The organism is Cognatundibacterium rivi (assembly GCF_018139565.1).
In the GTDB taxonomy this organism is placed as follows: domain Bacteria; phylum Pseudomonadota; class Gammaproteobacteria; order Burkholderiales; family Burkholderiaceae_D; genus Undibacterium; species Undibacterium rivi.
Genome location: NZ_JAGSPK010000001.1, coordinates 417,771 through 444,652, shown reverse-complemented (window position 1 = coordinate 444,652; position 26,882 = coordinate 417,771). Strand labels below are relative to the sequence as shown.

General features: G+C 50.6%; 23 protein-coding genes and 1 pseudogene. 8 read left to right on the top strand and 16 right to left on the bottom strand.

Going from position 1 to position 26,882, the window contains the following annotated elements; translation table 11 throughout:
• Positions 1-60: 60 nt before the first annotated feature.
• The gene (locus KDM87_RS01945) at positions 61-1,461 is read left to right on the top strand and encodes a 3'-5' exonuclease family protein (RefSeq protein WP_230407540.1); all 1,401 of its coding nucleotides are present in this window, start codon (positions 61-63) and stop codon (positions 1,459-1,461) included.
• A gap of 69 nt (positions 1,462-1,530) precedes the next feature.
• Here the strand turns inward: KDM87_RS01945 and KDM87_RS01940 are convergent, their stop codons facing one another.
• The 4 genes from KDM87_RS01940 to KDM87_RS01925 are packed head-to-tail and all read right to left on the bottom strand — an operon-like array spanning position 1,531 to position 6,010.
• Positions 1,531-2,793 carry an alkaline phosphatase family protein gene (locus tag KDM87_RS01940; RefSeq protein WP_212677536.1) on the bottom strand — a complete coding sequence of 421 codons (1,263 nt, stop codon included), beginning with the start codon at positions 2,791-2,793 and terminating at the stop codon, positions 1,531-1,533.
• 39 nt (positions 2,794-2,832) lie between these two features.
• Positions 2,833-3,885 carry a bifunctional nicotinamide-nucleotide adenylyltransferase/Nudix hydroxylase gene (locus tag KDM87_RS01935; RefSeq protein WP_212677535.1) on the bottom strand — a complete coding sequence of 351 codons (1,053 nt, stop codon included), beginning with the start codon at positions 3,883-3,885 and terminating at the stop codon, positions 2,833-2,835.
• Between the two features lie 10 nt (positions 3,886-3,895).
• Positions 3,896-5,086, bottom strand: a complete 1,191-nt coding sequence (gene pncB / locus KDM87_RS01930; RefSeq protein ID WP_212677922.1) for a nicotinate phosphoribosyltransferase — start codon at positions 5,084-5,086, stop codon at positions 3,896-3,898.
• A gap of 54 nt (positions 5,087-5,140) precedes the next feature.
• Positions 5,141-6,010, bottom strand: a complete 870-nt coding sequence (locus KDM87_RS01925) for a cysteine hydrolase family protein (RefSeq protein ID WP_212677534.1) — start codon at positions 6,008-6,010, stop codon at positions 5,141-5,143.
• A 460-nt stretch (positions 6,011-6,470) separates the two neighbouring features.
• Here KDM87_RS01925 and KDM87_RS01920 point away from each other — a divergent pair, with 460 nt between their 5' ends.
• The 4 genes from KDM87_RS01920 to KDM87_RS01905 all read left to right on the top strand — a co-directional run bounded on the left by KDM87_RS01920 (position 6,471) and on the right by KDM87_RS01905 (position 14,209).
• Entirely contained in the window at positions 6,471-9,116 is a 2,646-nt protein-coding gene (locus tag KDM87_RS01920; RefSeq protein ID WP_212677533.1) for a hypothetical protein, read from the top strand.
• 251 nt (positions 9,117-9,367) lie between these two features.
• Positions 9,368-10,966, top strand: a complete 1,599-nt coding sequence (locus tag KDM87_RS01915) for an HD domain-containing phosphohydrolase (protein WP_212677532.1) — start codon at positions 9,368-9,370, stop codon at positions 10,964-10,966.
• A 173-nt stretch (positions 10,967-11,139) separates the two neighbouring features.
• On the top strand, positions 11,140-12,093 hold the full coding sequence (locus KDM87_RS01910; protein ID WP_212677921.1) for a cation diffusion facilitator family transporter: 954 nt from the start codon (positions 11,140-11,142) through the stop codon (positions 12,091-12,093).
• 397 nt (positions 12,094-12,490) lie between these two features.
• Positions 12,491-14,209: a cation:proton antiporter domain-containing protein gene (locus KDM87_RS01905; RefSeq protein ID WP_212677531.1), complete on the top strand. Its 1,719-nt coding sequence runs from the start codon at positions 12,491-12,493 to the stop codon at positions 14,207-14,209.
• Between the two features lie 89 nt (positions 14,210-14,298).
• Here KDM87_RS01905 and KDM87_RS01900 read toward each other — a convergent pair whose 3' ends face one another.
• The 6 genes from KDM87_RS01900 to ccoG all read right to left on the bottom strand — a co-directional run bounded on the left by KDM87_RS01900 (position 14,299) and on the right by ccoG (position 21,203).
• The gene (locus KDM87_RS01900; protein WP_212677530.1) at positions 14,299-15,843 is read right to left on the bottom strand and encodes a DUF5666 domain-containing protein; all 1,545 of its coding nucleotides are present in this window, start codon (positions 15,841-15,843) and stop codon (positions 14,299-14,301) included.
• Positions 15,844-16,270: 427 nt separating this feature from the next.
• Positions 16,271-17,068 carry a type I methionyl aminopeptidase gene (map, locus tag KDM87_RS01895; protein WP_212677529.1) on the bottom strand — a complete coding sequence of 266 codons (798 nt, stop codon included), beginning with the start codon at positions 17,066-17,068 and terminating at the stop codon, positions 16,271-16,273.
• Positions 17,065-17,325: a ParD-like family protein gene (locus KDM87_RS01890; protein WP_212677528.1), complete on the bottom strand. Its 261-nt coding sequence runs from the start codon at positions 17,323-17,325 to the stop codon at positions 17,065-17,067. Before KDM87_RS01890 ends, map begins: the two co-directional genes overlap by 4 nt.
• Positions 17,326-17,428: 103 nt before the next feature.
• Positions 17,429-18,073 carry a maleylacetoacetate isomerase gene (maiA, locus tag KDM87_RS01885; RefSeq protein WP_212677527.1) on the bottom strand — a complete coding sequence of 215 codons (645 nt, stop codon included), beginning with the start codon at positions 18,071-18,073 and terminating at the stop codon, positions 17,429-17,431.
• Positions 18,074-18,258: 185 nt separating this feature from the next.
• Entirely contained in the window at positions 18,259-19,674 is a 1,416-nt protein-coding gene (locus tag KDM87_RS01880) for an aminotransferase-like domain-containing protein (RefSeq protein WP_212677526.1), read from the bottom strand.
• 128 nt (positions 19,675-19,802) lie between these two features.
• Positions 19,803-21,203 (bottom strand): cytochrome c oxidase accessory protein CcoG, encoded by a 1,401-nt coding sequence (gene ccoG / locus KDM87_RS01875; RefSeq protein ID WP_212677920.1) that lies wholly within the window; start codon positions 21,201-21,203, stop codon positions 19,803-19,805.
• Between the two features lie 418 nt (positions 21,204-21,621).
• Here ccoG and KDM87_RS17995 point away from each other — a divergent pair.
• Positions 21,622-21,726 (top strand): annotated as a pseudogene (locus KDM87_RS17995) (transposase); the annotation flags it as partial.
• A gap of 162 nt (positions 21,727-21,888) precedes the next feature.
• On the opposite strand, the gene KDM87_RS01865 reads toward KDM87_RS17995, so the two are convergent.
• Positions 21,889-22,968, bottom strand: coding sequence for a hypothetical protein (locus KDM87_RS01865; RefSeq protein WP_212677525.1), 1,080 nt, complete (start codon positions 22,966-22,968; stop codon positions 21,889-21,891).
• A 491-nt stretch (positions 22,969-23,459) separates the two neighbouring features.
• On the opposite strand from KDM87_RS01865, the gene KDM87_RS01860 reads away from it, so the two are divergent.
• Positions 23,460-24,077 carry a carboxymuconolactone decarboxylase family protein gene (locus KDM87_RS01860; protein WP_212677524.1) on the top strand — a complete coding sequence of 206 codons (618 nt, stop codon included), beginning with the start codon at positions 23,460-23,462 and terminating at the stop codon, positions 24,075-24,077.
• A gap of 59 nt (positions 24,078-24,136) precedes the next feature.
• On the opposite strand, the gene KDM87_RS01855 is transcribed toward KDM87_RS01860, so the two are convergent.
• The 3 genes from KDM87_RS01855 to KDM87_RS01845 all read right to left on the bottom strand — a co-directional run bounded on the left by KDM87_RS01855 (position 24,137) and on the right by KDM87_RS01845 (position 25,304).
• Positions 24,137-24,415 (bottom strand): hypothetical protein, encoded by a 279-nt coding sequence (locus KDM87_RS01855; protein ID WP_212677523.1) that lies wholly within the window; start codon positions 24,413-24,415, stop codon positions 24,137-24,139.
• A 90-nt stretch (positions 24,416-24,505) separates the two neighbouring features.
• Positions 24,506-24,889, bottom strand: a complete 384-nt coding sequence (locus KDM87_RS01850; protein WP_212677522.1) for a hypothetical protein — start codon at positions 24,887-24,889, stop codon at positions 24,506-24,508.
• A gap of 151 nt (positions 24,890-25,040) precedes the next feature.
• Positions 25,041-25,304, bottom strand: coding sequence for a hypothetical protein (locus KDM87_RS01845; protein ID WP_212677521.1), 264 nt, complete (start codon positions 25,302-25,304; stop codon positions 25,041-25,043).
• Positions 25,305-25,681: 377 nt separating this feature from the next.
• Between KDM87_RS01845 and KDM87_RS01840 the strand changes: the two genes are divergently transcribed.
• Positions 25,682-25,936 carry a hypothetical protein gene (locus tag KDM87_RS01840; protein ID WP_212677520.1) on the top strand — a complete coding sequence of 85 codons (255 nt, stop codon included), beginning with the start codon at positions 25,682-25,684 and terminating at the stop codon, positions 25,934-25,936.
• On the opposite strand, the gene KDM87_RS01835 is transcribed toward KDM87_RS01840, so the two are convergent.
• Both KDM87_RS01835 and KDM87_RS01830 read right to left on the bottom strand, forming a co-directional pair.
• On the bottom strand, positions 25,921-26,505 hold the full coding sequence (locus tag KDM87_RS01835) for a transglutaminase-like domain-containing protein (protein WP_212677519.1): 585 nt from the start codon (positions 26,503-26,505) through the stop codon (positions 25,921-25,923). The genes KDM87_RS01840 and KDM87_RS01835 overlap by 16 nt on opposite strands.
• Positions 26,506-26,598: 93 nt before the next feature.
• Positions 26,599-26,847: a hypothetical protein gene (locus tag KDM87_RS01830; protein ID WP_212677518.1), complete on the bottom strand. Its 249-nt coding sequence runs from the start codon at positions 26,845-26,847 to the stop codon at positions 26,599-26,601.
• Between the last annotated feature and the right edge of the window lie 35 nt (positions 26,848-26,882).

The window sequence follows — 26,882 nt, the reverse complement described above, 5'->3', positions numbered from 1 at the left end:
TCAGAAAGCGCTGATCCCCTATACAATGGCGGGCTATATACGCACCAACTGAGTCAGATTTTGAGCCTACTTGCAAGCCCTCTTGCCTTCGTCGACCTGGAAACCACAGGCACCATCGCAACCCGCGACCGTATCACTGAGATCGCTATCGTCACGTTCGACGGCGAGCACACAGAACGCTGGTCACAACTATTAAACCCCGAAGCAGTAATACCGCCCTTTGTTGAGCAACTGACTGGCATCAGTAATGCGATGGTCGCTGATCAGCCTGTGTTTGCCAATATTGCAGAGGACGTTTTGCAACGCCTGCAAGGACATATCTTCGTTGCGCATAACGCGCGCTTTGACTATGGATTTTTGAAAAATGAATTCAAGCGCCTTGGTCTCACTTTCAGAGCGACGGTGCTGTGTACGCTGAAACTATCGCGCCAGTTGTTTCCGCAATTTGCCAAACACAATCTGGATTGTCTGATCGAGCGCCATCAGATCAGCGCTGGTGACAGGCATCGCGCCTTGACCGATGCCGATGCGATTTACCAGTTCTGGTGCGATCTACAGACGACTTTGCCCGCGCAAACCTTGCAGGCGGCGGTACAAGAACAAACAGCACGCCCCAGTCTGCCACCGCATCTGGATGCGGATATTGTGGAGCAACTGCCAAAAGGCTATGGCGTCTATCTGTTTTTTGGAGAAAACAGATTGCCAATTTATGTTGGCAAAAGTAATACCCTGCGCCAGCGGGTGTTATCGCATTTTTCTTCGGATCATGCGATTGCCAAAGAAATGAGCATCTCGCAGCAGGTGCGTGATATCGAGTGGATAGAGTGCGAGGGTGAAATTGACGCACTGATTACCGAAGCCAGACTGGTCAAAGAAATGCAGCCGACGCTGAATCGTCAGTTACGCCGCAACACAGAATTCTGCTCGTGGCGTCTGAAGGATATGGGTAGCGGCCTGTTACAACCACAACTCGTTTACGCCCGTGATCTGGATCTCGGCAGACAAGAGCAGTTATATGGTCTGTTTAAAAGCGGCGCCAGCGCCCGCGAATTTTTATTGCAGGCAGTGAAGCAATTTCAACTATGTGCCGCCACGCTGGGATTAGAAAAAGGCGGCGCAGGCAAGCCTTGTTTTGCGCGCCAACTGAAGCAATGCAAGGGAGCATGCGTCGGCGCAGAATCGCCACTGCAACATAATCTGCGGCTGGCAGAGGCGCTCGGGGCAATGAAATTAAAGGCATGGCCATTCTCTGGCCCCGCGATACTCAAAGAAGGCAATGTCCATCATGTGATCGAAGCTTGGTGCTATCTGGGCAAGGCGAAGAGTGAAGCGGATATTCAGGATTTGCTGACACGCGGCAAACCGCGTTTTGATCGTGATACTTACAGAATTTTGCTCAAGTATCTGAACAGGATGAAAGCCATCACCACAGACAGCCAAATTCAGGCTGAAGTCGGCTAGAAAAACGGGAAGTGAAAAAGAAACGGAGCACGGTCAGATGACCGCACTCCGGAACACTGTAATCAACTCTTAATTCAGCGCTGCTGCGGTTGATTTTTCACTTCCATCCGAAGGTAAGGCGGGAACGCCGATCAGCTTCATCAGCAAAGGATATACATCAACGTTGTCAAACGCGGGAATCACTGTATTTTTTTTGAATGCTGGCCCATTGGCAACGAAAGTCGCCGCCATTTCCGGTGCCGTATTGTCGTAACCATGCGCGCCGCCGTTCGTACGGTTTTTGATATTTTCCTCACCAAAAATCAGCCAACCTACGTCCGCCAGACAAACGATGGATGGCACTCGGGCATTGCTGCCAAAGTGGTAGCGCGCAGGGATATCGGCTTTCTTCCAGCATTCCATATGTTCATGTTTTTTCAACAGCTGTTGCTGTACAAGCGTCTCTTGTCCGGGGGCGACTTCAATGCCGGCGTAGGTTCCTGCTGTCACCACCTTAAAAATCGAAGATGGCAGGATTTTATTCAGATAAATAACCCGCTCTGCACTGGTGGCGGCCATCCCGTGATCCGACACCACTACAATATTGGCATGCACCTGACGCGAGCGCAGACCGGCCATCAGACGGCCGATCGCCACGTCAACGCTGGCAACAGCGTCTGTGGTGTGCTGATCATCCGGCCCGAATTCATGGCCTGCATGATCCACGTCATCAAAATACAAGGTCAGAAAGCCCGCTCTTTTTTCTGCTGGCTGATTGATCCAGCCGAGCAGCGTATCAACGCGTTTTTCTGGGGGTAAATTACCGTCAAATACGCGCCACTCTGTCGGCCGTATGCCATGAATGTCGGCTTCTGAGCCTGGCCAGAACATAGTGGCAGCACGGACACCATTTTTTTCTGCGGTCACCCAGACCGGCTCGGCCTGATCCCACCAACGACGATCGATGACGGCATCGCGGTTACCCAGACTGAAACGGACACCGGGAATTGCCGGATCTATCATCGTATTGCCAACAATACCGTGATGATCAGGCCGCAAGCCCGTCACCAGCGTGTAATGATTAGGAAAGGTAATCGAAGGAAATGAGGGCAGCATCTTTTCTGCACGCACACCGTCTGCAATTAAGGCATTCAGATTCGGCGTGACGCCGCGTTGCAGGTATTCAGGCTTAAAGCCATCGATCGATACCAGAATCACCGGCGGCCGTGCTGACTGCGCAGTCGCAGCAGAAACCGGCGTTTGCTTTACCGGTTGTACGCAGCCTGTAACACCAATGACCAATGCCGCGCAAACCGCCCGGATAAAGCCTTGTTGAGAAAAAATCTTAATCACATTTCACCTTAAAAAAAAGGGCAAGCTGCCCCGCATCAATTAATTTCCTGCCGAGATCAGTTGTAAAAATTGATCAAGAATATGGAAATGATCATCAAAAAACTGCTCTTCCATTGCACACAATGCGCTCACCGGAAACCATGCCGCCCGCGCAGCATCGTCGGCAGCAACAATCCCGGGCAATGTTGTCGATGGCAGATCAAAGAAATGCGCATGCGTAATCGTGCGTCCGCGCTGACTGCGGGCCGGGTGATCAAATACCCTGACATCAACCAGCGCCTTTTCGAGCTCCGGTTCGGATACCGCAAGATTCGTCTCTTCGATTAATTCTCGGATCGCACCTTGCAGTAAAAGTTCCTGCTGATCAAGGAAACCACCCGGTAAGGCCCATAAACCTTTGCCCGGAAACCCTCCGCGTTGCACCAATAAAATATGGTCGGCAACTTTCACCACGGCATCCACGGTACAAAATACCGGCGGATACGGCGCGGCTTTCCAGACATCCTGGTACTTCTGCAGTTGCCAGTGCTCTTGCCGCAGCCCAGCGTAGTCAGGTGTCAACACCCACTCACGGATAAAACGTAGTACAGACAAGGGCAGGAACGCTGCTACCGCATCCAAGGTCGCCGGTATATCTTCCGCTGCAAACAAGTGCTGCCGTATCTGCGTCGCGTCTGTTGCGACAACCCGCTCTGCCTCTATCCATTGCCATTGTGGGAAGTGCTGCAAATAATAGCTGGATGCATCTTTTACATAGCCGATCAGCGCGATCTGCAAAGCCGCATCACCCCGCCCGGCAATGGCTTGCGCAAGCTTGTTCTGCACGGCATTGGCCCAGCGCAGATCATCGTAGTAATCACGCACCGGAATAAAACTGACACGCGCCTGATCGGCCTCAGACAAACTTGCACTGATCATCGCCGCCCGTTCTTGCCAGGTGAACGGGTTCCTGACACTTCTGGCGCAAAACGCCGAGCCGAGCACAACGATCACCTTGTCCGCGTTCGACAGCGCAAGCGTCAATAAACTGGCATGACCTTGATGGAATGGCTGAAAACGTCCAATCAGGACAGCAACGTCAATATGATGCATAGTGACATCCTCAGATTGCAGGATGATGAAATACCTGCCGCAGGTAAGCCAGAAAGGTCTCGTCTGTGCAGAGCGTTTTACCGGCGGAATCCGATAACTTGGCAACTGGCTGACCATTGCATGACATGAGCTTCATGACGATATTCAACGGTGGGATTCCTGTATCGTTGGTCAGGTTGGTACCGATGCCAAAGGCAGGCATCGTACGATCAGCAAAGTGGCGGTAAATTCTGAACGCCGTATCAAAATCGAGTGCGTCGGAAAACACCAGACGCTTGGTTTTACCATCGATTCTGAGTTTCGCGTAATGCGCCAAAGCCTTTTCTCCCCAAACTATAGGGTCGCCGGAATCATGCCGCAAACCATCAAACAACTTGGCGAAATACAGATCAAAGTCAGCAAGAAAAGCATCCATACCAACGACATCGGTTAATGCAATACCGAGATCGCCGCGATACTCCTGCACCCAGTCTTCCAGCGCCGCTTTCTGAAAATCGCGCAAGCGCACACCAAAAGACTGATACGACTGCAAGTATTCATGCGCCATCGTTCCCATCGGTACGAGGTGATGTTTTTTAGCCAGATAGACGTTCGATGTGCCTTTGAAAAATTCCGGTACTTCGCGCGCCAGCGTAGTGATGACTTCATCATGCCAGGCTCCGGAAAAACGGCGGCGCACGCCAAAATCAGAAAACTCAAAAGGATGGAATTTTTTTGGTTCCTGCGCAAACGCCTGTAATTGTGAAAGCTTTGCAGCCAGTCGCCGCCTTGCTTCCGGCAACGTTGCATCGGTTTGCAAACGGCGGAAGTACAATTCATTGACGATGTGCAGCACAAAAATCTCGAAAGCCGAAACATGTACCTGCGGACCTGTGGCGACAATCTCCAGCTGCTCGCCATTGGTACTGACTTTGATGAACTTGCGCTGAAAATGAAACAGAGCCAGAAAATCGGTAAAGTCACTTTTGATGAAGCGTAAGGACCGTAAATAATCGAGTTCATCTTCGGTGAACTGTAATGAACACAAATGATCAAGCTCACGCTCAACATCGTCTTTTAATTCCGCCAACGGATAAATTGGCGTGTTTCTGCACACAAACGCGTATTCGGTCTGCGTATTCGGATGACTGTGCAGCAAAGCCTGCCACATCGTGAATTTATATAAATCGGTTTCCAGCAAGCTTTGTACAACTGGCTTCATTTGAAGTTCTTTACAGTAATTGATCGACACCAGCATGATGCTGGTGAATGACATTCAGCGCGCCTGATTCGCGATTAAATCGGACAATACATCGGCTGCGGTGGCAATCTGCACACCGCGTTGCTGCATATCGTGAAGGAAACCGGCATATTGCGCCTCAAACCCTGCTACCGGGCTGATGCAGTCACTCAGCAATACCAGCTTTGATAACTGCGTTGGGTCAAAGTGTTCAACGATGTGTTCTGTCGTCGCTTTGACGCAGTGGCTGCCCGCCTCACCCGCAATATAGATCTGATCAGCACTGGCCAGCCTGTCGATAAAGCTGCGGTTCAGCTGGGTTGCAGGGTCTTGCGGGTCCGGAACTTCTGCCATCACCGCGGAATAATGTTCAGTCCAGGGATTGCTGCCTTTGATCAGCTTCATCGCAACGCGACTGCCCGTCTCTTCCCAACGACCATAAGCTGTTCGCACATCCGCATGAACATTATGTCCCCAGCTACCGATTTCGCAATGCACCGGCCACACCATCAGTTGATACCGCCCGTTTGTTTCCAGACTTTCCAGATACGCGAGTGTGCGTGGCAGTGATTGCGATTGCCGTGGCAGATAGCGCCCGGCCCTGACATCCTGCGCGGAAATCACGGTAAACGGTGCAATCGCGTTTCCGCTGGCATCCATCCAGAAAGGCGGATGTGCGATGTCATACCTATGATGGGAATCCAGTGTGATACTGATGTCAGACAAACCTGCACCAGCACGTTCTATGAGCTCTGCAATTCGCAACATATCGGCATGCGCCCCCGCCACAGGTAAAGCGGGAGTGAGGCTTCGTCGGCTGACAGGATCGATCGTCAGATAATCGGCGGGAACATCACAAAAATCATTTTGCGGGTCAATGAGGAGGAGATGCAGATTGCGTTTCATATACTTTCCTGAGCTGAGGGCATGATTCTATGCCATGACGCAGGATCGTTCATACAATGCCGGATTTGGGTGCCAGATCGCGTTGAATTTATCTATTCTTTCATTTGAGCTATCAGGCAAAGAACACCGTTTTTGTGTATAAAAAAACACAATAAAGTTCGCAGCATCTGAAATATCTGCGGTTATTATCAATATGCAACTTTTTTGATCTCAACAATGTAAAATGTGTAAAAATTCCTTCATCTGAGTCAAGGTCATGCAAAGATTCATACTTCTTTAAAATTCATACCTTGTATCAACTGAATTCGGGATTGAATAAAGACAGATGTTGAACAATACTTCCTCTGTTTCTGCCCGTAACACCCTTTTTTGTAAAAACTAAGATTCAAGCGTGGATCAGAGTACGAAATCACATCCGCTACCAGAACTTAGCTTATTCTTAAATCAAAGTAGACACATTATGCTCAGTCATTTACTTAAGTCTTTCGTGTGCAGCGTGCTGATCGCCACGCTGGCTGCTTGTGGCGGCAGTACGCCGGACACAAGTTCAACCAAAAGCAACAACGCCGCCGGAAATTCCGTGCAAGCGATGGCTGCAAACTATGTTCAACCCAGAACCGGATGGTTCTGGAATCCGGCGGAAGGTGGCCGGGGTTTTGCGATTGAACGTCAGGGTAGCCAGTTGTTCGTTGCCGGTTTCATGTATGAAACAACGGGGGAATCAACCTGGTATGTCAGCACCATGAATCAACAGGCTGATGGTAGTTACCGTGGCGATTTCCTGCGCTATACCGGTGGTCAGTCGCTGCTGGGCACTTATAAACAAGCGCAACCGACGACCTACGCAACGGCAACCGCCTCTTTCGACAGCAGCACAACCGGCCAGTTAAGCGTCACCAGTTCTGGCAGCAATGCGACAACGGTGATCGCGCTTCAGGCTTTTCCGATTTCAACACCGACCGCATTCCAGCCGTCTACTGACCAGTTTCAGAGTGGCTGGTGGTGGAATCCTGATGAAAGCGGTCGTGGTTTCTTTATCGAAGCACAAGGAGCACAAGCATTCATTGGCAGTTTCATGTACCAGGACAATGGCTTACCTACATGGTATGTCAGCAGCGCAAAATTACTGGCGCCGAATCTGATCAGTGGCGCTCTGGAATCTTACTCTAACGGTCAATCCATGTTTGGTGGCTATAAGGCAGCATCACTCTCGCCAAACGGCCCGGGCGTGGTCAGCTTCGAGATGACCAGCAATACCACTGGCGTCATGACACTCACAAATGGCAACAAAATCAATGTGCAGCGTTTTGTCTTTAACACAGAGCCTGTCGCAGCGGAAACAGCAAAAAATCTGCTGATTTCTGAAGTCTCTTCCGACTATTACAGTAACGGTTCCACATGGTTCGAAGTCTATAACCCGAATGCAACTACTAGTATTAATCTGGCCGACTATACATTGCGTAGCACCTATCTGGATCAGGGATCGATTTATTCAACGCCGACGACTTTCCCAATGCCGTCAGTTACTATTCCACCAAAATCGTATCTGGTAGTCTCAAGCAGAACCGTGGATAACCCGGTCGATAGCAAACAGATTGTCTATGTTGGCAACAGCGCACAAAAACCTTTCTGGACATCTTCTGGCTTCCTGGAGCTGATCAAAGGTGGTCAGACCGCTGATGTCGTTCGTTTTGGTAACAACAATGCTAGTCCAACAACTGCCAGCGCGTGGACAGGCGCCAATGCACCAGCGCTTCCTTTTGATAAGAACCAGTATGGCTACTCTATTGTCCGCCTTGCTGCGTCCGGAATGACGGATACCAATACCGGCTCGGACTGGTCTTCGGTGAACTTTGCTACTCCAGCAGGCCCGAATGATGTCGGTGTCGGCGTGGTTGACTCTGATGGCGACGGCATTCCTGACAGTGCAAAAATCAATGGTAAAACTTTTGCCGGGCTGGATCTCTACGCCATGGGTGCTCGCCCGGGTCAACGTGATGTGTTCATGCAAATTGACAGTATGAACAGCAATGATCCTGGCATCATTCTGCGCCCGGAAGCAGCGCAAAAACTGGTCGATACTTTTGCCAATAAAGTCTACAGTGCCGGCAGGAAAAAAATTGCCTTGCATATCGATGCAGGTAATTTATTCTCCGCGACCATCAATCCGGGAGCATTCAACCTCGGTGGTGGTAAATCCGTACCTTACACACCGTGTCTGGTAATGGAATATGACAAGGTCACGACCTCAGGCTGTACCAATCTGTACGATGTAAAACGGGCTAACCTTGATGTACGCCGTAAGCTGATTTTCCATTACGTCATTATGGGTCAGTCTCAGCAAGTAGATGGCAGTTGCGGTTCCAGCGGCCTGGGTGAAGTCAATGGCAATGATTTTATTATCACATTAGGGAATTGCGGCTTCAAAACCACTGCCGGCACACAAGTCACCTATCTGATTAATGCCCAAGCTGCAACGCTGATGCATGAGTTTGGTCATAACCTGGGCCTTTCACATGGCGGCAATGAAAGCAACAATTACAAGCCCAACTATTACAGCATCATGAACTACATGTATAGTTTCCCAGGCTTAAGCGCAAACCCAAGTAGTACTCAGGCAGCCAACCGTTTTTATCTGACCAACAAAACCTACGCCAAGGCTAGTGGTCTGAACATCTGCAATATCGATAATTCGCCTTGCGGTAACAGCTTTATCATGGATTATTCGAACGGCAGCAGTATCGATCTGGATGAAAATAACCTGAACGAATCTCTGAATATCGGCCGTGGCGCAGTTGCTGGCGCTTATGCGGATTGGGACAACAGCAATAGCCAGACGAGCGGCACATTTGCGTACAACATCCACAATCCCGATACAACGACAAGCCTGAGAGTGCTCAAGGATTACAACGACTGGGATAATCTGGTGTTGCCATTAGCGCGTACTTTCCAAGGTGTGAATTCCGGTGCAGTATTGCCGACAATGCAGCCGGTCAAAGAAATTGTCCGTAAAGATACGATGAGCGACAGGCCACGAAATCTGGTCTACGAAGATCCGAATCTGTTGCCGAAACACTTAGATTCAATACGACGAACTCAACACTAACCAGAACAGCCCGCACTCTTATGACTGCGGGCTTTTTTTATATTTGATCATTTCTGCACACTCATGGTGCTCACTACCGCCGCTGTTTCAGCAGACATTCGCCTGCCCCGGAATCATCGTTAACAATAATTGTCATCCCGCGGATTTAGTTAATTACCGCCATATCTATTACAATGCGGACACCCCTGTGTGACGCGTTATATCCATCTCCTTTCGGGATCAGATAACGGATATCGGTCACAAAGCTCTGCATGTTATTCAATAAAATTAGTGATTATTCAAATATGGACATCTCTTTGGCCGATGTAAAAAATGCGGCAAATAATGAAGACTTACATACGATGGCCTGGAATCACTCAATGTTTCCCCTGTTTGCAATAGATATGGCTTCTGGTCAGTTGCTTGATGTGAACCGGGCAAGTGAATTACTGACCGGATATGATCGGGCAGAATTAATAGGCATGTCATATCAGTTGTTGTTTCCAGAAAACGAGCGCAGTTCCCTGCGCACGACACTGCTCACTGTATCAACACCTGCTGTTCTCAAAGATCTATATATACAGACAAAAACGATGCAACTGATACCAGTGGAAGTCTCACTGGCAACGACGTTTGAAAACCAGGGTAGTTACCAGCTGATAGGCAGTTTCAGAAATCTGCAAACCATCGCTGATACAGAATGCGAACTGGCGGCAAAAAAGTGGGAATTATCAGCGTATGCCAGCGCCGCGCTGGCACTGTCCCAGGCGAGTTCAGCAGAAGAATTAATGCAGTTGGTATGCGAAGCCTTAACGCACGAACATCGCTACGTTCTTGCCTGGGTTGGTATCGCCGAAAACACAGCAGACAAACGTGTGCGTATTGCAGCCGGATCCGGTTGCAGCAAAAACTATCTGACTGATTTGTCGGTCAGTTGGGCAGAAAACAGTCCGTGGGGACAAGGCCCGACCGGGCTGGCGATACGAAGTGGACTTACCCAGATGATGAAAGATGCTGAAACCAGTCCAGGCTTTACACCATGGAGTAAAAAAGCAAAGCAGGAAAACATTCGTGCCAGCGTTGCCGTTCCATTTAAGTATCAACACGATCAACATGGTGCCTTAACGGTTTACTCATCAGAACCTGAAACCTTCGGTAAAACCATGCTGGAATTATTCGAGCATCTGGCGGGAGAAATTGCGCACGGTCTGAATAAATTTGCTCAGAATGCCGTCATCGATAGCGAACGACAGCAGCGTGAAGCAGCACAGTTGAACTTGTCGAATGCCCTGGGCGCGGCAATCCGTGCGATGGCAAAAACAATGGAAAATCGTGACCCGTATACGTCAGGTCATCAGGACAGGGTCTCTGTGATTGCCTGTGGCATTGCGCAGCGGCTGGGCTGGAGTAGCGATCGTTTGCAAGCACTGCAAATGGCAGCAGTCGTGCATGACATAGGAAAAATTGCAATTCCGATTGAAATTCTGACCAAACCGAAGCGCCTGAGTGATGCTGAGTTTCTATTGATGAGCGAACATCCGTACACTGGCTACACGATACTGAAAGACATACCATTCCCGTGGCCTGTTGCAGAAATTGTTTATCAGCATCACGAAAAAATAGATGGTTCCGGCTATCCGCGTGGATTGCAGGGAAATGAAATCCTGCCGGAAGCACGCGTACTGGCGATCGCTGATATCGTCGAAGCGATGGCCTCGTATCGGCCTTATCGACAGGCCTTAGGTATAGAAAAAGCACTGCATGAAATTGAACTGCTTGCAGGTAAACAGTTAGATGCTGAATATGTTGCTGTTTGTGCGCGTATGTTCAGAGACGAAAACTTTGCCTTACCCTTGCCAGATCATCTCTGATCGGAAGTCAGATACAGCAAGATATCCACGCTGCTGAATTTACCCAGAAGACAGATCGTTTATCCTATTAAAAATAGTATTTTTACAGAACGCCATTTCATTGAGAGTTTCATCCGTGCGATGCTGATCAGCTCAGGAAATGTCCAATCAAATTTATGATGATCCACAACAATATGCACAACGATACGCATGACGACACAGAAGATGACTATAAAACTGCGACGGAACGCAACGCCGCTGCTGCACGCAGCACCTGGACCAGCGTTGTAGTTAATCTTGCGCTGACCACGCTGCAAATCAGCGTCGGTATATTCGGAAAATCTCAGGCGTTGATTGCTGACGGCATCCACTCGCTATCCGATCTGGTGGCCGACTTCGTCGTTCTGTTTGCCAGTCATCACAGTAAAAAAGATGCGGACGAAGATCATCCTTATGGACATCAGCGTTTTGAAACAGCAGCGTCGCTGATTCTTGGGATGTTATTGTTAGCCGTTGGTATCGGTATGTTATGGTCGGCATTCAGAAAGCTGGAATCACCGGAAAGCGTGCCTCAGGTGCACAGCATTGCTTTGTGGGTTGCTGGCAGCGCGTTGATTTCCAAAGAGCTGTTATTCCGTTACATGCTGGCCATTGCGCAAAAAGTGAAATCCAGCATGCTGGTGGCCAATGCCTGGCACGCCCGCTCAGACGCAGCGTCTTCGCTGGTAGTCGCCTTGGGTATTATCGGCAATCTGGCTGGTTACCCTATTCTTGACCCGATTGCGGCTTTGATTGTCGGCTTTATGGTAGCGAAGATGGGCTGGGAATTCAGCTGGGAAGCGCTGCATGATCTGATGGATCGCGCTGCCGATGATCAGGAAGTACAGGCAATACGTCAGACGCTACTCGAAACCCCGGGAGTGATTGACGTGCATGATGTGCACACCCGCAAGATGGGCGACATGATCGTGGTCGATGCACACATAGAAGTCGATGCAACGATTACGGTGGAGGAAGGACACGACATTGCTGTTGAAGCCCGACAACGTGTAATGTTACGCCACCGCGTACTGAACCTGATGACACACATCGATCCGTGGAAGCGCCCGGACCGGGATCATACAGTACAGATCAGCAAGCCCGAATAAAATGAATAACCGGCCTGAGCATTTGCAGATAGACGAACTGCTGCAATCAGGCTGGTCATCCTCACTTCCAACCGCATTTCAGCTCACGCCGTTTGTATGCGACGACTGCGAACGCAATCACTTCAATCGTTTCATTTTTCTGAATAGACGCTGATTGCTTGTCTGAAACAGGCATAGCAAAGTATCATAGAAAAAATTCACACGCAGACACCACCATTGAGTTTGATCGAATGGTAACCACACGCTCTGCGATACACTAACTTTCCACGCACATGCTGCGTACCGTCTTGCCAGTCACGGCAGTGACCAGGAAAGCTTCTGCGCCAGTGCCTGCACTGGTATCACCTCAGTAACATTATCAGTCATGCTCACCGGGCTGTCTGAAGAAAGGGATTGAATGGATCACGGCGTATCTCTGATCACCACTGTCGCGGCCGCTTTTGGCGTCGCACTCATTCTTGGCTTCATCGCTGAACGGATTAAAGTACCCGCCTTAGTTGGTTATCTTGTCGCGGGCATCATTATCGGACCGGCGTCGCCAGGCTTTGTTGCCGACGTCAATATCGCTTCGCAGCTTTCGGAAATCGGCATCATGTTGCTGATGTTCGGCGTGGGCTTGCATTTTTCTCCTGCCGACCTGCTTGCGGTCAAACGTCTCGCGGTGCCGGGAGCCATCGTGCAGATGGGATGTGCCGCTTTACTTGGTATCGGGCTTGCCTCGTGGTGGGGCTGGTCATTTGGGGCGGCGCTGGTATTCGGCTTGTCCTTATCCTGCGCCAGTACAGTAGTGTTGCTGAAGTCATTAGAAGCTCGCAATCTGCTCGATACCATGAATGGCAAGATCGCAGTGGGCTGGCTGGTGGTTCAGGATCTGGTGACCGTCATGGTATTGGTGTTGCTACCTGCATTGGCTGGCATACTCGGCAGTCATACTGCAGTCGCCAACAGCAGTTCTTTGTGGTCAACAATCGGTCAGACACTGCTGCAAGTCACCGCATTTATTGTGCTGATGCTGGTCGTTGGACGACGCCTGCTGCCGTGGATGCTGTGGCAGGTTGCGCGCACCGGTTCACGTGAATTGTTCACGCTGTCCGTCATTGCGACGGCGATTGGTATCGCCTATGGTGCGGCCGAATTATTCAAAGTGTCATTCGCACTCGGTGCATTTTTTGCGGGTTCGGTCATGCGCGAATCTGAATTCAGCCATCGTGCGGCAGAAGAATCGCTCCCTTTACGTGACGCATTCTCAGTACTGTTTTTCGTCTCGGTCGGTATGCTGTTTGATCCGTCGGTGCTGGTTGATAAACCACTGCATGTACTTGGCGTGGTGACGATTATCCTGCTGGGTAACTCCATCCCGGCGGCCACGCTGGTACTGGTCTTTAAATATCCGCTGAATACAGCGCTGACAATTGCTGCCAGCCTCGCCCAGATCGGTGAATTTTCGTTCATTCTGGCCGGGCTCGGAAAATCCATCGGCTTGTTACCGGCCGAAGGCGTCAATCTGATTCTGGCCGGTGCACTGATTTCTATCGCACTGAATTCCTTCGTCTTTACCGCGATATCACCGTTCCGCCGCTGGATACTGGATCGCTCAGCACTGGCACGTCGCCTGGAAGTGAATCTCGATCCTTACGCCGAATTGCCGATGACGACCGAGCGTAAATATCTGGAAGGACAAGTGGTGCTGGTCGGTTACGGTCGTGTCGGCAGACGCATTGCAAAAGCATTGGATGAACGCGGTATTCCTTACGTTGTGGCAGAACAAAACCGCGAAGTGGTGGAAGATTTGCGTAAAAATGGCCGCGCCGCCGTGTCAGGCAATGCAGGTGATCCGGCTGTGCTGATTCAGGCACATATCGCCAATGCAGCGATGCTGGTAGTGGCAACACCGGATACGATCAACGTCCGCCAAATGGCGGAAACGGCACGCACGCTCAATCCGGCCATCGAAATCATTCTGCGTACCCACAACGAAGAAGAATCGGTCCTGTTGCATAACGAGGGCATCGGTTCCGTATTCTTTGGTGAAGAAGAATTAGCCAAGGGCATGACCAGCCACGTTCTGGATCGTTTCGCCCCAGGCACAACCAGCAACACGGCACACTCTCATTAAGAAAAAAAACAGATCGCCCGATGTATAGTCGGGCGATCTGTTTTCAGTGCTAAGGCAGTTTTAATACAGATAAAGTTACAGCGTTTTTTTTAGCGCTTTTTCTTAGCTTCGATCTTGATGACCTGGAAAACACCTTTCGCATCAAGATAACCTTTCGCCTCGACATACATCCCATTCACATACTGACCACCATCTTCCCAACGGGCTGCCGACAAATTTGCGTTCAATACCGAGCTGCCAGTCAACGAGCAAGTTGCGGGGTAGCTGGTGCAGTTCAGAGTCGCATAAATTTCAAAGTTACGATTGCCACTCGACAAATCGCTGCTATTACCGGTTCCGGTTGAAATACCGGTCGTTGCTCCTTTCAGCTCCACCTTCGTCGCCACCAGTATGCCGTTCACCAGATTGCCTTTGATCTCGACATAACTATTGTTCGCCAGATTGCTGACGCCATACTCAAAGCGGGCTTTACTTGCATCGACCTGTACGCCCTGTACCGTAAAGCTGGAGAGAGACACATAATTCCCTACTATGCCGTACAGTTCCTGCTTGTAGTTACCAGTATAAGTAACCTGACCATTGACGCCCAATACGTCCACGCTGCGGCCATTACCCTCGAGCTCAATCTGGCTGGCAACAATAGTACCGGTCGACGACAGGCTACCTTTCACCTCAACCACAGCACCAATTGCCGGAGCAGGCAAATTACCAATGTCAACTTTGGTACCAGAGACGACCATGCTGCTGCCGCTCACCGAATCAACAATGCCTTTAATTTTAACGATGCTGCCAATGGTATATGTAGAACTACCGGAAGTCAGCTCACCGGCGCCCAATACCAGCACTTTCGTTGCAAGGAGTTTGCCACTGACAGGTGCCGCAGCGGAAATAATCCGGACGTCAGAGCCAACCCGGATCAACGCACCCTTAGGAACAACTTTGTCAGCGCTATAAGAAACGCTGATGCCATTGGCCAGCGTAAAACTGTCATCGCCCGCAGTTGTTGATGCAACGATTCCGCGTACTGCAACACCATTGAATGCGCCGGATGTTTCTGTATAAGACTCGATCCGTGTTGCAACAAAACTGCCATCGGTCTGAGGCAGGCCATATACCTCAATCTGATTACCGACCAGTAACCCGGCAAGTGACGTTGTATTGCCATCGAACACCGTATTGTTCGTAATCTTCACCAACTGAGCGTTCAGCTGCAACGTGCCAAGTTGCAGATCAATCGCGGTAATTTTTCCGCGCAATCCACCCACAATACGGATATCTGCAGCGCTGCCAGCAGCGCTTTTTTCATCTACATTTCCCGCCACCGCGACCGTCGTGCCAAGCCCGATCACCGATTGATATTTCGCCGAACCATACGGATCATCACCATCATGCACAAATGCGCCGACAGTTTCAAAGCGAACGCCATTCACAATGATAGAACCAAGACCCGCCACCGGCCCGGTATAGGTACTCACTGCAAGCGAAGGATTAACTGTTGCCTGAGGCGGGGATGACACCGATGCGCTGCTACCGCCACCACCGCAAGCGGTCAGCACAAGCAACGCACCAGCGCTGGTCGTCATTAATTGAATTCGGGATTGCCATTGGCGAGTAAAACCTGAAGACCTGATCATGTTGGATTCTCCTTTTGTCTTATGTTGTGAATGTGACTAACACAGCAGATCGAAAGAGAACTGATCAGACTGTCGGCAAAAGTATGTGCAGTAAAACTTAAGGCAAAATTAAGTTGTACCAATGCAGTCACAATCTGCAAAAGAAGTTGTCACAGGAAAAAATACGTCATCTGTGTCTGAGGAGAAAGCATATCCCGAGTCAGAATATGCTCAAGGAAGTGTGGTTCGTGCAGGCCAGGCAATCAGCCGGAAACCCATTGCCAGCGCGCCTGTCGGTTGATAAGCTGACATCAGCGGTCTGTCTGTTACCCGAGCCGCTGATGACGTCATGTCGTGTGGATAACAGCGCAGCTATCCGAAAAAATCGTGAACATCGAGACAACAACCGCGCGCCACCATCTGGCACACGGGGTTGATCTTATGCCAATCAGGCAATCGCTTCGTAAGAACCGGTGCCGTCTGGCCACGGTGTCAGCACTTCAAAACCGTTGGCAGTCACGACCACCATGTGCTCCCATTGCGCTGACAAGGAATGATCCTGTGTCACCACAGTCCAGCCATCCTGCAATTCTTTGACACCACGTTTGCCGGCATTGATCATCGGTTCTATCGTGAATATCATGCCTTCTTCGAGGCGCAGACCTTCGCCGCGTTTGCCATAATGCAGCACCTGCGGTTCATCATGATAAATTTTGCCGATACCGTGACCGCAGTATTCACGCACCACACTGAAACCATCGCGATGCGCAATGCTTTGTATCGCATGGCCGACATCGCCCAGTGTCGCCCCCGGACGCACCTGCATGATCCCCGCCCGCAAGGCCTCATAAGTTGTATTCACCAGACGGCGCGCCTGTGGGTTAGGTTCGCCGGCAAAATACATGCGGCTGGTATCGCCAAACCAGCCGTCTTTGATCACGGCCACGTCGATGTTAACGATGTCGCCTTTTTTCAGAATTTTTGTCGTCGATGGAATGCCATGACAAACCACGTGATTCACCGAAGCACAAATCGTTTTCGGAAAACCGTGATAGCCGATATTGGCCGGAATCGCCTGCAATTCATTGACGATGTAATCGTGGCAGAGCTTATCCAGGTCTTCGGTACTGACGCCGGGTTTGACATGCGGTGTGATCATATCGAGTACAGCGGCTGCCAGTTTGCCAGCGGCGCGTGACATCGCAATTTCGTCCGGCGTGTGAATTTTGACTTTAGCGCCTCTCATTGCACACCTCCGACTACGGTGCCTGTACCCGGCCCGGCTGTACGGATAGACGACAAGGTCGCCAGATCGAAGCCCCCGGCCTGTTCGGCACGAATCAGTAACTGACAGATATCGCGATGATCCAGATCTGGGTAGATTTCGGCCAGCATGCCGATACGCATCCAGTGTTCAGCCTGCGCGTTGATAGAACGGGAGAGCGCGTTGCTGGCAACACGCAGATTCTCATGCATTTGTTCGGAAATTTTTACGATGCCCATGGCTTTTTCTTATATATGAAACATAAACAATTCATATATTACCATAAGCGCGGCAAGCGTTGCCGCCCAGCGCCTGTTCTGGACCTGAGCGATGACGGGCAAACTATTCCGCATCAAATTGCTGCGCCGGTGATGCCAGCTGAAATGCTGGCAGCGATTCACAGGCAGCAACGATGCGGCTGATCACGGGTAAATCGTCCAGCGGGCATTGAAAACGGCGGGCATTGAATACTTGCGGGATCAGGCAGCAATCCGCCAGTCCCGGCGTATCGCCGTGGCAGAAAATACCGGTACGCGGATCGTTAGCCAGCAATTGCTCAACCGCTGCCAGCCCCTCATTCACCCAATGCCGGTACCAGTCATTTTTCTGTTCTTCAGTGATGCCGATATTTTTTGTCAGGTAAGCCAGTACCCGCAAATTATTCAGAGGATGGATATCACAGGCAATCGTCTGCGCTATCGCTCTGACGCGGGCGCGTCCGTCGGCATCGTCCGGTAACAAGGCAACCTGCGGATAAGTTTCATCCAGCCATTCGATAATCGCCAGTGACTGCGTGAGCACCGCGTGCTCAGTCTCCAGTGCGGGCACGATGCCCAACGGGCTTTTCTGTTTGTAATCTGCCTGTTTCTGCTGCCCACCATCGCGCAGCAAATGCACAGCCACGGCGTCATACGGCAGTTGTTTCAGATTCAGCGCAATGCGGACACGATAAGCAGCCGAGCTGCGGAAATAGGTATACAGCTTCATGGAAGAAATTTCAGTGTGATGATTGATCAGTCGGTTATCAGCGCAACCTGTACTCGCATAACCAGAAAATACCGCCACCGTATTCTATTGAAGTTTCAACGATGGTGCCTGCCTATCTGAGCTCGAATTTTCCCTGATCTTGCGTGCGTCACTCATCGCAGTCACCGTCGTCGCTGCCGCGATGCTCACATCAGGCTGATCACTAATTTCCCCAATGTCTGCAAGGCCGCATCCATGCGGGCATCAAAGCGATGTCCATAATTGATACGCAGACAGTTTTTGAAATGCCGTTGTGCAGAAAACATCGGCCCCGGCGCAACGCTGATGCCCAATGATAATGCGCGGCGATGCACCTCCAAGGCATCCACATGTGCGGGCAATTCCACCCACGAAAAATAGCCGCCTCCCGGCCGCGTCGCTTTTGTCTCTGCCGGAAAATAACGCGCTATCGCCTCGATCACCGCACTTTGCTGCACCGATAATACATGCCGCAACTGCCGCAGATGGCGATCAAACTGGCCCTTCGCCAGATAATCCGCCAGCGCCTCTTGTGCCGGAACGGAAGCCGATAAGGTCGTCGTCAGTTTATGTCTGGCAACCGCACTGGTGAACCGCCCCGGCATCGCCCAGCCGACACGAAACCCCGGTGCCAGCGATTTAGAAAACGAGGAACAATGCATGACCAGCCCTTTGCTATCAAAGGCTTTCGCTGGCAACGGGCGACGCTCGCCAAAATACAATTCCGCATACACATCATCTTCGATCAGCGGCAATTCGTAGCGGGTAATCAGTTCCACCAGCGCGCGCTTTTTTTCGTCCGGCATCTGGCTGCCGAGAGGATTCTGAAAATTCGTCATCAGCCAGCATGCTTTCGGCTGATGCTGTTCTATCGCCTGCGCCAGCGCATTCAGATCAACACCCTCGCGCGGATGCGTCGGCACTTCAATCGCTCTCAAGCCCAGACGTTCGAGTGCCTGCAAAGCACCGTAAAAACTGGGCGATTCAATAATCACCGCGTCGCCCGGCCTGGTCACCGCCAGCAGACACAAATTCAGCGCATCCAGCGCGCCGCTGGTGATGATGATGTCGTCGGTGTGCACATGCATACCGCTGACCAGATAACGCAAGGCGATTTGCCGCCGCAGATGAATGCTGCCGGGCGTCAGATCATCGACCGTGCTCCACGGGTCCATCACCCGCATACTGGCAGTCATTGAACTCGCGAGCTTATCAAACGGAAATAATAAAGGGCTGGGAAACGCCGAACCAAAAGGCGCAACATCGCGCATTTTGGACGCTTCCAGAATATCAAATACCAGCCGACTGACATCCACTTCGGTCGAACTGCTGGCCGGGCTGGAAACACGTTCCGGTTCCGGCGGCAGTTTTTTTGCGCCCGCAATCACGTAATAGCCACTGCGTTCTTTGGCTCGTATCAGGCCGCGTGCTTCCAGTAAATAATAAGCTTCAAAAACAGTAGACGGGCTGACACTGCGACTGATGCTGGTCTCACGCACCGATGGCAATTTATCGCCGAGTTTCATCACTCCGGTGCGGATGGATTGGGCGATATCTTCCGCCAGAGTCTCATACAATTTCATATATTTTTTATCCGCACAGCCATCTTTCAACAACGTCATACCTGAATTGCAGCGATGCTGGCCTGCGCATTGCGACGTTAATTCATCAGCACATCACCGCTACAATCACGCTAAGCACACTAAGCAGACTACTGGCGTGGAACGAAGAACGTCGCTTTCTCAGAAATGCGCACCTGCTCATTATCCAGCGCCTGCAATTCGATATGAATAGGATTCGAGCCATTTACACCGTCACCGTGCGGCACCCGCACCGTGACCGGTACGATCCTGGATTCTGTCGGGCTCAGCGTCACTTCATTGGCGGTTTCCAGCATGATATTCGGCATGCCGCTGACACGAATCTGATATCGATGCTCCCGCTCATCCGAATTCATGATATGCAGGCGATACACATTTTCTACCGCGCCATCATTCACTATCCGCCCCATATTACCGCGATCACGGATCACATTCATTTTTAACGGCACATGTGTCGTCAACGTATACGCAAATGCGCCAACCATCGACATCAGAATCAGGCTATAAATAAGCACCGGTGGGCGCAGAATATTGCGCATGATCTGCCTGGTCGTCAGCCCATTTTGCACTGCATTTTCCGTCGTGAAACGAATCAGGCCGCGCGGTGAGCCTATCTTATCCATCACACTGTCGCAAGCATCGACGCAGGCCGCGCAACCGATGCAATCATGCTGCAAGCCGTTGCGGATATCGATACCCGTCGGGCAAACCTGCACGCACATAGAGCAATCGATACAACCGCCTTTCGCGATCATCACAGGGTCAGATTTATTCAACACATTCCGTGGCTCGCCGCGCGCTTTGTCGTAACTGACCACCAGCGTATCTTTATCAAACATCGAACCCTGAAAGCGCGCATACGGACACAAGTAACGGCACATCTGCTCACGCATGAAACCGGCGTTGCCATAAGTCGCGAAGCCGTAAAACAAAATCCAGAAAGCTTCCCAGCGCCCCAAAGAAAAACTCAGCACTTCACTACCCAGCAAATGCACAGGAATGAAATAGCCGACGAAGGTAAAGCCAGTCCAGAGAGCAACCAATCCCCACACCGTATGCTTGCTGAATTTTTTGGTGAATTTTTCCAGATTCATCGCCTGCTTCGCCAGCCGCATACGCGCACTGCGCGGCCCCTCGATCTTGTTTTCTATCCACATAAAAATCTCGGTGTACACCGTTTGCGGACAAGAAAACCCACACCAGACCCGCCCCGTCACGGCCGTGAACAGAAATAAGGAATAAGCGCAGATAATCAGCAACACCGCCAGAAAAATAAAATCCTGCGGGAACAACACCAGACCAAACAGATAAAATTTACGCGCCGCCAGATCAAACAACACCGCCTGCCGCCCGTTCCAGCTCATCCACGGCGAACAATAAAATACACATTGCGTGAGCCAGACAAAAAACCAGCGCCAGTTGGTATACCGCCCCTTAGACTGCCGGACATAAATGTCATCAAACTTCCTGTAAATACTCACTACGGATACGCGTGCGTCTGCCTGACTCATCATTTCACTCAATAGAAAAACAGAAATTAATCCCCGCCACCGCACAGTACACACGACAACGGATGAGGAAAGACGCAAACTTGTTCCGGCATGGCATCTTATGGCTTAGCAGAACGCCTGCAGCACACCACCACAACGGTTTTGCGTCAGTCCTGTGGATATAAAAAGAGACAGTTCAGATAAAACCAATGCAGAACACCCATCACCACACCGCCCACCATGAACTATCACCACTGGTATTGACGGTGCCAGTGTGCTACGGAGCAGAAGCAAAAAACAGTGGCAGAAATGGATGAAAAACCATATCAGATGGAAATACAGCGGAGCAGATCAGAAAAATGGTGAAGTGAAAAGCGGCAGGAAACAGAGACGTCGATAGTCAGCATTTTGGTGAGCGGATGCCTGTGGCAGCGTTGCACATTTCAAAGACGCACAACACTTCGCCAGTTGGTTCGGTCTAACGCCGAAGGCGGATCAACTAGGCTTCCGGCAGCATCACGCCTGCCTGATTTTGTATAACTAGCGAGTGGCGCAATGATCACGCAGATTCCATGTCGGCACGGCACATCATAGATTCCACATCAGATGCCGGATAGTCGACTGCAGGCTTATTCCATGCACCAAAACTATTGATTAATTTCCTGTACTTTTTGGGGAGTCCATATACGAATGGTTAGGCTTCTCTCTACTCAATATCGCTGAACTCCTGAGCGTAGATGATGACAGTATTCTCATCTTCGGCGATGGCGTTCTGTGTGTAGATATCCGTCAGTTCGGAGTACGTTAGGTAACGTGAGCCAATTTTGCCCTTGTTGAACAACTGCTCGAACATCTCACTGGACAAGGAGATGTCACGCATCTTCTTATATTCGAGTTGAGGTTTTCCTCGCGTACTTTTCGAGCAAGCGTCACTAATTCTGCAAAGGGGAATATGCTCGCCCGTTGACATGAAACTTTGATCTGGACGTTGAAGTTTGTCCGTTGGCCGCAAGAATGCAGCGCAGCAGGGGAAGCGGAAAGGGTTGGTGGTGTCGTCAGGTTCGCAGACTTGGTCCTCACAAGTAAACGCACGAAGTCGGTCAATTTGACCAAGCATCCTGGGGTCGGTCATGAGCATCGTCTTGTCTTCCCAGATCTTGTACTGCACGACGACTATGCTAGCTTTGTCTTCGGACGGAAGATGGCGTTCATATATGATGTCAGCGCCAGTTACATGCTCCGGTTTATCTGGATGAAGGACACGAATTCTCAGGATACTCGAATCAGGTAGTTCGAAGTCCCTGAAAGACTTGCCTGATCGCAACGGTGGGACAGTTCTTTCTACCGACAGAGCATCTCTGAAGATCAGTTGATTCTCACTGTGCGGAACTGGGTTTAGTTCTACCTCTGCGGACACAAATATTGCTAAGCGCCGCTTGAGTTGGTCCGTTTTTGCCCGTTCCTTCTTGTTCGACCTCGAGATCTCCAGCAAATCCTTTAGTTCGGCAATATCCGCCTGTAGAAGAGTGAGGGCGGTGACTTCCTTGGCCTGCTTGATGGACTTGAGCTGTGCCTTCTGTCGGTACTCCTTGACGGTGTCGCTTTCGCGTTCGCGTCTCAGTATGCTTGAGTCGGCCCCAAGCAGCGCTGGGTACAGCTCTCCACCAAACTCTAGTGCATTGTCATAGGTCGCCTTTGCAAGATCTCCATTTGCGGCAATCTTGACCATCCCTCTTACTGCGTTGAGGGTTACCCATTCCGCGTCAAGACGATTGTTGTTCTGCATTTGATATGATGCTCCATGGCGGGGGATTGAGAAGCTTAACTTGTTTTAAAGTGCAAAATGGCAAAATATCAGATGAATAAAAAATAGGCAACAAATTCCAATGCGTCGCAAGTCCTTATCTGGTATGGGCTTTTCGTTATACCAATGAAGTACACAGTATGTCCGCCATGCGCGCTCTTTTCCCACAATTCCTCAATGAAGTCCGGCATAGCTTGCAGTGCCTGTATGACGTCCTCGTCACTGAAAAACGCTAACTGCATTGAGGCTGGATTGGTTTGCTTTGCACTGGTCTGCGTCATCGACCGAAAATAAAGGGGGCTTGAATGCGAGAGCGAGTAGTGGTGTCAGTTTTTTTGATCTCTATACAGGCATTCTGATGCTGAAGGATAATGGGACATCGACTTCAACTCATCATTCAGTTGAGCACTTTTTGACTAATGTCTGAGCCTGTTTATCTGATTCGATTTTACGTTCATCCCTGAGGAGACTTCATGAAAAATACACTTTGTTCCACTATCGCTGCCGGTTTGATTTCGACTTCCGCTTACGCCGCTGACCGGCTTCCGACCATACCGCCCGATCAATACACACCGGAACAACAAAAAGCTGCGGAAGAGTTTTTGGCGACGCGTAAGGTGCCTGTATTTGGCCCGTTTGAGCCGCTGATGCACAGCCCGCAAGTCATGTCGCAGGCCAGAGCGATGGGCGATTATCTGCGCTATAACTCAGCGATAGGCAACACCTTAAGCGAGCTGGCAATTTTAATCACCGCGCGCGAATGGACGCAGGATTTTGAATGGTACGTGCATTATCCTATCGCGCTGAAAATGGGCATCAAACCAGAAATCGCCAACGCCATCGCCGATGGCACGCGCCCTGTCGGCATGACTGCGGATGAAGAAATTGTGTATGACTTTTCGACCGAGCTGCATAAAAATAAACGCGTTTCGGACGCCACCTTCGCACGTGCCGAAAAACGTTTTGGCAAAAAAGGCGTCGTCGATTTAACCGGCATCAACGCCTATTATTCTTTGCTGGCGATGCAGCTCAATGTCGCACAATATCAAGTGCCCAAAGAGAGTAAAAAACTCGTCCGTTTTCCGGAATAAATCTGTCTGGTGATTTTGAAAAATGGGTGTTGAAAAGTGAGCGTCAGCACCCTTCCTGGTTAGGCATTCCGGGCACGGATTGTCGCAAAACAGCCCTCGCAAATAGCAATAATATTGGCGAACGCCTCAGAGCGATCATTCCAACCACGCTCAGCTATTCGGGTCTTTTCGCACTCGCTGCACCAAGCCATGAGGTCTGGATCCTCATCTGTTGGGGGTTCGTCTGGAATATAGAAGCCGATGTTTTCAGCATATTGCAAGTGATGGCAGATAAACGACACACGTTGAGTCCCATGAATAGGACAAATCATCTGGCTGACATTGAGTTGTTCGCTCATGGGGATGCCTAACGTTTGAGTTGAAAGGCGCGCGCCTTAAAAGTAGAATGTGTAAAGCCGCACAATCGCGCGCGCTTCTCGAACGACCAGTTAAGTGTCTTCATTCGCCACCCATTGTTCAATATCGTTTACCGGATTTGGCAAACGCCCCTCCAACCATTCTGCACATGTTCCAGGTTTAAACTCCTTATCCTTTGACTCAATTACCCAAGATAGAAATTCGTTTGGACCACCATTCATATAGGGCGGTGGTGAGACTGGATAAAAAGAAGTCGGTAAACGTTCATTCAGCGATAAATAGTTCAAGACATGTCCAAGCTCCTGAACTGTTTGCCACGCAAATCGATGGTGAATGTCAATTTCAAATTTCACCCACCAATTTCCATCTTCATTTGTGCCGTGCCCAACAGCACCACTAACAGCAGGCACTATTTGCAGGAGCTCAATCAGTTTAGTAAAAGCGCAGTCGTCCATATTTGATACTTAACGTTTGAATTCACCGGCCTGCGCGGCTTTTCGCGCAGGCCGGTGGAATGATGGGTTCGGCGTCTTCTGGCAGCGCCGCGCCGTAGCACCAAGGCCAACTTTTTAGAGGACATGACGATGAAAACGACTACTGAAGAACTCAAGACGCTTCTTGATCCGGTACTTGAGAATCAGCGGGCGCAGACTCGATCTCTGCAAGAGTGTCAAAAACTACTTTCTTGTTGTGCCGAATCACTTTCAAGGCTTCTCGAACATCAGCAACGGTCTGCGGCATGTCTCGGGCCTGTTCTTCCGTGATTTCTCCGGACTTTTCTAAGGAATCTACTCGGCGGCAACGGATAGACCAAGCCGACTTCATAACCATGCTGGCAAACACGTACTCATTGAGTTCTTCTGTGACCATTTCAAAGTCCTTTATTGGTTATAGATGCGAGTGCACCGGGATGAAGACGCCTAACTTGTTTTAAAGTGCAAATTGGCAAAATAACAGATAGATAAAAAATGAGCAACAAGCTCCAATACGTCGCAAGTCCTTGTCTGGTATCGTTTTTTTTCGTTACACTGATTAAATACACAGTATAACAACAGGAACCTGACATGAACGCGCATCCCCACTCAATTCCTCGATGAAGTCCGGCATAGCTTGCCGTGCCAGTATGACGTTCTCGCCACTGAAAAACGTTAACTACATTGAGGCTGGATTGGATTGGTTTGCTTTGTTCTTGTCTGCGTCAACTACCGTAAATAAGAACGGCTTGAATGGTGGGAGCGAGGGTTTGGATGGCGCTGCGGATTTGTATTTCCTGCTGTGCTGACAACAGCGCTCAAATCACTGCTTTGAAACGATCATTTTGGCAAAAATCGGGGAGTATGTTCCAAAAACACCTTATTCTCGGCATAAAACAAGGGCATTTTAAAATACTCCCCCCAGTATATTTAGCCCTTTTACAGGCAAAATTTGAGGTAAACGACGCGATTGGCACGGCCCACGCCATCAGCGCCATGCGCTTTGCGGCGGGTCAGGCGTATAGCTGAACATCGGGCAGATTTTCCAACACCTGATCGTAAGTGTCGTAGCTGCTCAGCGCGGTAACGATGACGGGCAAAGGTTCGCTCCAGACTTCGGGCAGATCGCGTTCGTGCGATGCGATGACGGGAAATGCGAGCGCTTCCTGCGGTGGGTGAAACTCTGCTGCCACGCCGGGTTTGTTGCCGCGTGCATCGATCCGGTACCAGCCGTGTTCCGGCAGATACACCGCATTGAGGCCGTGCAGGCAATAAGGCGCGCCGTCGCCGGTGACGGATAAGCGTTGGTAGCACAGCCCGGTCGGAATGCCGTTCGCGCGCAGCAGCGCGGCGAGCAAGTGGCTTTTGGCGTAGCAGTAACCGGTGCCGTGCAGCAGCACATCAGACGCTTTGCAAGTCACTGGGTTGAGCTTGTAATCTGAGCTGTGTTTGATCTGATCGCGCACAAAATGAAAGATGTGGCGTATCAATGCATGCGTGTTGGTCGCGCCAGCGGATGCCGTAAGTTCCTGCGCTTTTTGCCGGACGGCGGGATGCTCAAAATCGATGTATTCGCTTGCGGATAAAAATTGCTTCATGAAAAATTCTGATGATAAATGAGGACCATGCCGTCTTGTTGATGTGCACCGCTGAAGATGTCCGCCTGACGGCACAAATACTGCACGAAAGTGTTAACGCCCACCCCAGCGCCAGCGCGGCGGCTCCCCTTTGAGCAGACAAACCGCAATCAGCGCGGCGCAGATGATGACGAGGTAGAGATTAAATATCAATTGCCCCTGCGTTGGCAGCACGACGACAGCACCAGCGACGACCAGCAAAAGAAACGCAAACAACACCAGCCAACCTTGCCAAACGTTGGGAATACCCCAGCCCCAGCCGTAACGCTTTGCGGGAAACCAGTATGTTTTTTCGGCTGACATGATGCCTCCTTGTTAGTGCATTGCCTGCTGAAGTG

What these genes read in the sequence shown, in the direction of transcription:
- KDM87_RS01935 (WP_212677535.1), bottom strand. Translation starts at nt 3,885, where the DNA reads ATGCATCATATTGACGTTGCTGTCCTGATTGGACGTTTTCAGCCATTC.
- pncB (WP_212677922.1), bottom strand. Translation starts at nt 5,086, where the DNA reads ATGAAGCCAGTTGTACAAAGCTTGCTGGAAACCGATTTATATAAATTC.
- KDM87_RS01925 (WP_212677534.1), bottom strand. Translation starts at nt 6,010, where the DNA reads ATGAAACGCAATCTGCATCTCCTCCTCATTGACCCGCAAAATGATTTT.
- KDM87_RS01920 (WP_212677533.1), top strand. Translation starts at nt 6,471, where the DNA reads ATGCTCAGTCATTTACTTAAGTCTTTCGTGTGCAGCGTGCTGATCGCC.
- KDM87_RS01915 (WP_212677532.1), top strand. Translation starts at nt 9,368, where the DNA reads ATGTTATTCAATAAAATTAGTGATTATTCAAATATGGACATCTCTTTG.
- KDM87_RS01910 (WP_212677921.1), top strand. Translation starts at nt 11,140, where the DNA reads ATGCACAACGATACGCATGACGACACAGAAGATGACTATAAAACTGCG.
- KDM87_RS01905 (WP_212677531.1), top strand. Translation starts at nt 12,491, where the DNA reads ATGGATCACGGCGTATCTCTGATCACCACTGTCGCGGCCGCTTTTGGC.
- KDM87_RS01900 (WP_212677530.1), bottom strand. Translation starts at nt 15,843, where the DNA reads ATGATCAGGTCTTCAGGTTTTACTCGCCAATGGCAATCCCGAATTCAA.
- map (WP_212677529.1), bottom strand. Translation starts at nt 17,068, where the DNA reads ATGAGAGGCGCTAAAGTCAAAATTCACACGCCGGACGAAATTGCGATG.
- KDM87_RS01890 (WP_212677528.1), bottom strand. Translation starts at nt 17,325, where the DNA reads ATGGGCATCGTAAAAATTTCCGAACAAATGCATGAGAATCTGCGTGTT.
- maiA (WP_212677527.1), bottom strand. Translation starts at nt 18,073, where the DNA reads ATGAAGCTGTATACCTATTTCCGCAGCTCGGCTGCTTATCGTGTCCGC.
- KDM87_RS01880 (WP_212677526.1), bottom strand. Translation starts at nt 19,674, where the DNA reads ATGAAATTGTATGAGACTCTGGCGGAAGATATCGCCCAATCCATCCGC.
- ccoG (WP_212677920.1), bottom strand. Translation starts at nt 21,203, where the DNA reads ATGAGTCAGGCAGACGCACGCGTATCCGTAGTGAGTATTTACAGGAAG.
- KDM87_RS01865 (WP_212677525.1), bottom strand. Translation starts at nt 22,968, where the DNA reads ATGCAGAACAACAATCGTCTTGACGCGGAATGGGTAACCCTCAACGCA.
- KDM87_RS01860 (WP_212677524.1), top strand. Translation starts at nt 23,460, where the DNA reads ATGAAAAATACACTTTGTTCCACTATCGCTGCCGGTTTGATTTCGACT.
- KDM87_RS01855 (WP_212677523.1), bottom strand. Translation starts at nt 24,415, where the DNA reads ATGAGCGAACAACTCAATGTCAGCCAGATGATTTGTCCTATTCATGGG.
- KDM87_RS01850 (WP_212677522.1), bottom strand. Translation starts at nt 24,889, where the DNA reads ATGGACGACTGCGCTTTTACTAAACTGATTGAGCTCCTGCAAATAGTG.
- KDM87_RS01845 (WP_212677521.1), bottom strand. Translation starts at nt 25,304, where the DNA reads ATGGTCACAGAAGAACTCAATGAGTACGTGTTTGCCAGCATGGTTATG.
- KDM87_RS01840 (WP_212677520.1), top strand. Translation starts at nt 25,682, where the DNA reads ATGGCGCTGCGGATTTGTATTTCCTGCTGTGCTGACAACAGCGCTCAA.
- KDM87_RS01835 (WP_212677519.1), bottom strand. Translation starts at nt 26,505, where the DNA reads ATGAAGCAATTTTTATCCGCAAGCGAATACATCGATTTTGAGCATCCC.
- KDM87_RS01830 (WP_212677518.1), bottom strand. Translation starts at nt 26,847, where the DNA reads ATGTCAGCCGAAAAAACATACTGGTTTCCCGCAAAGCGTTACGGCTGG.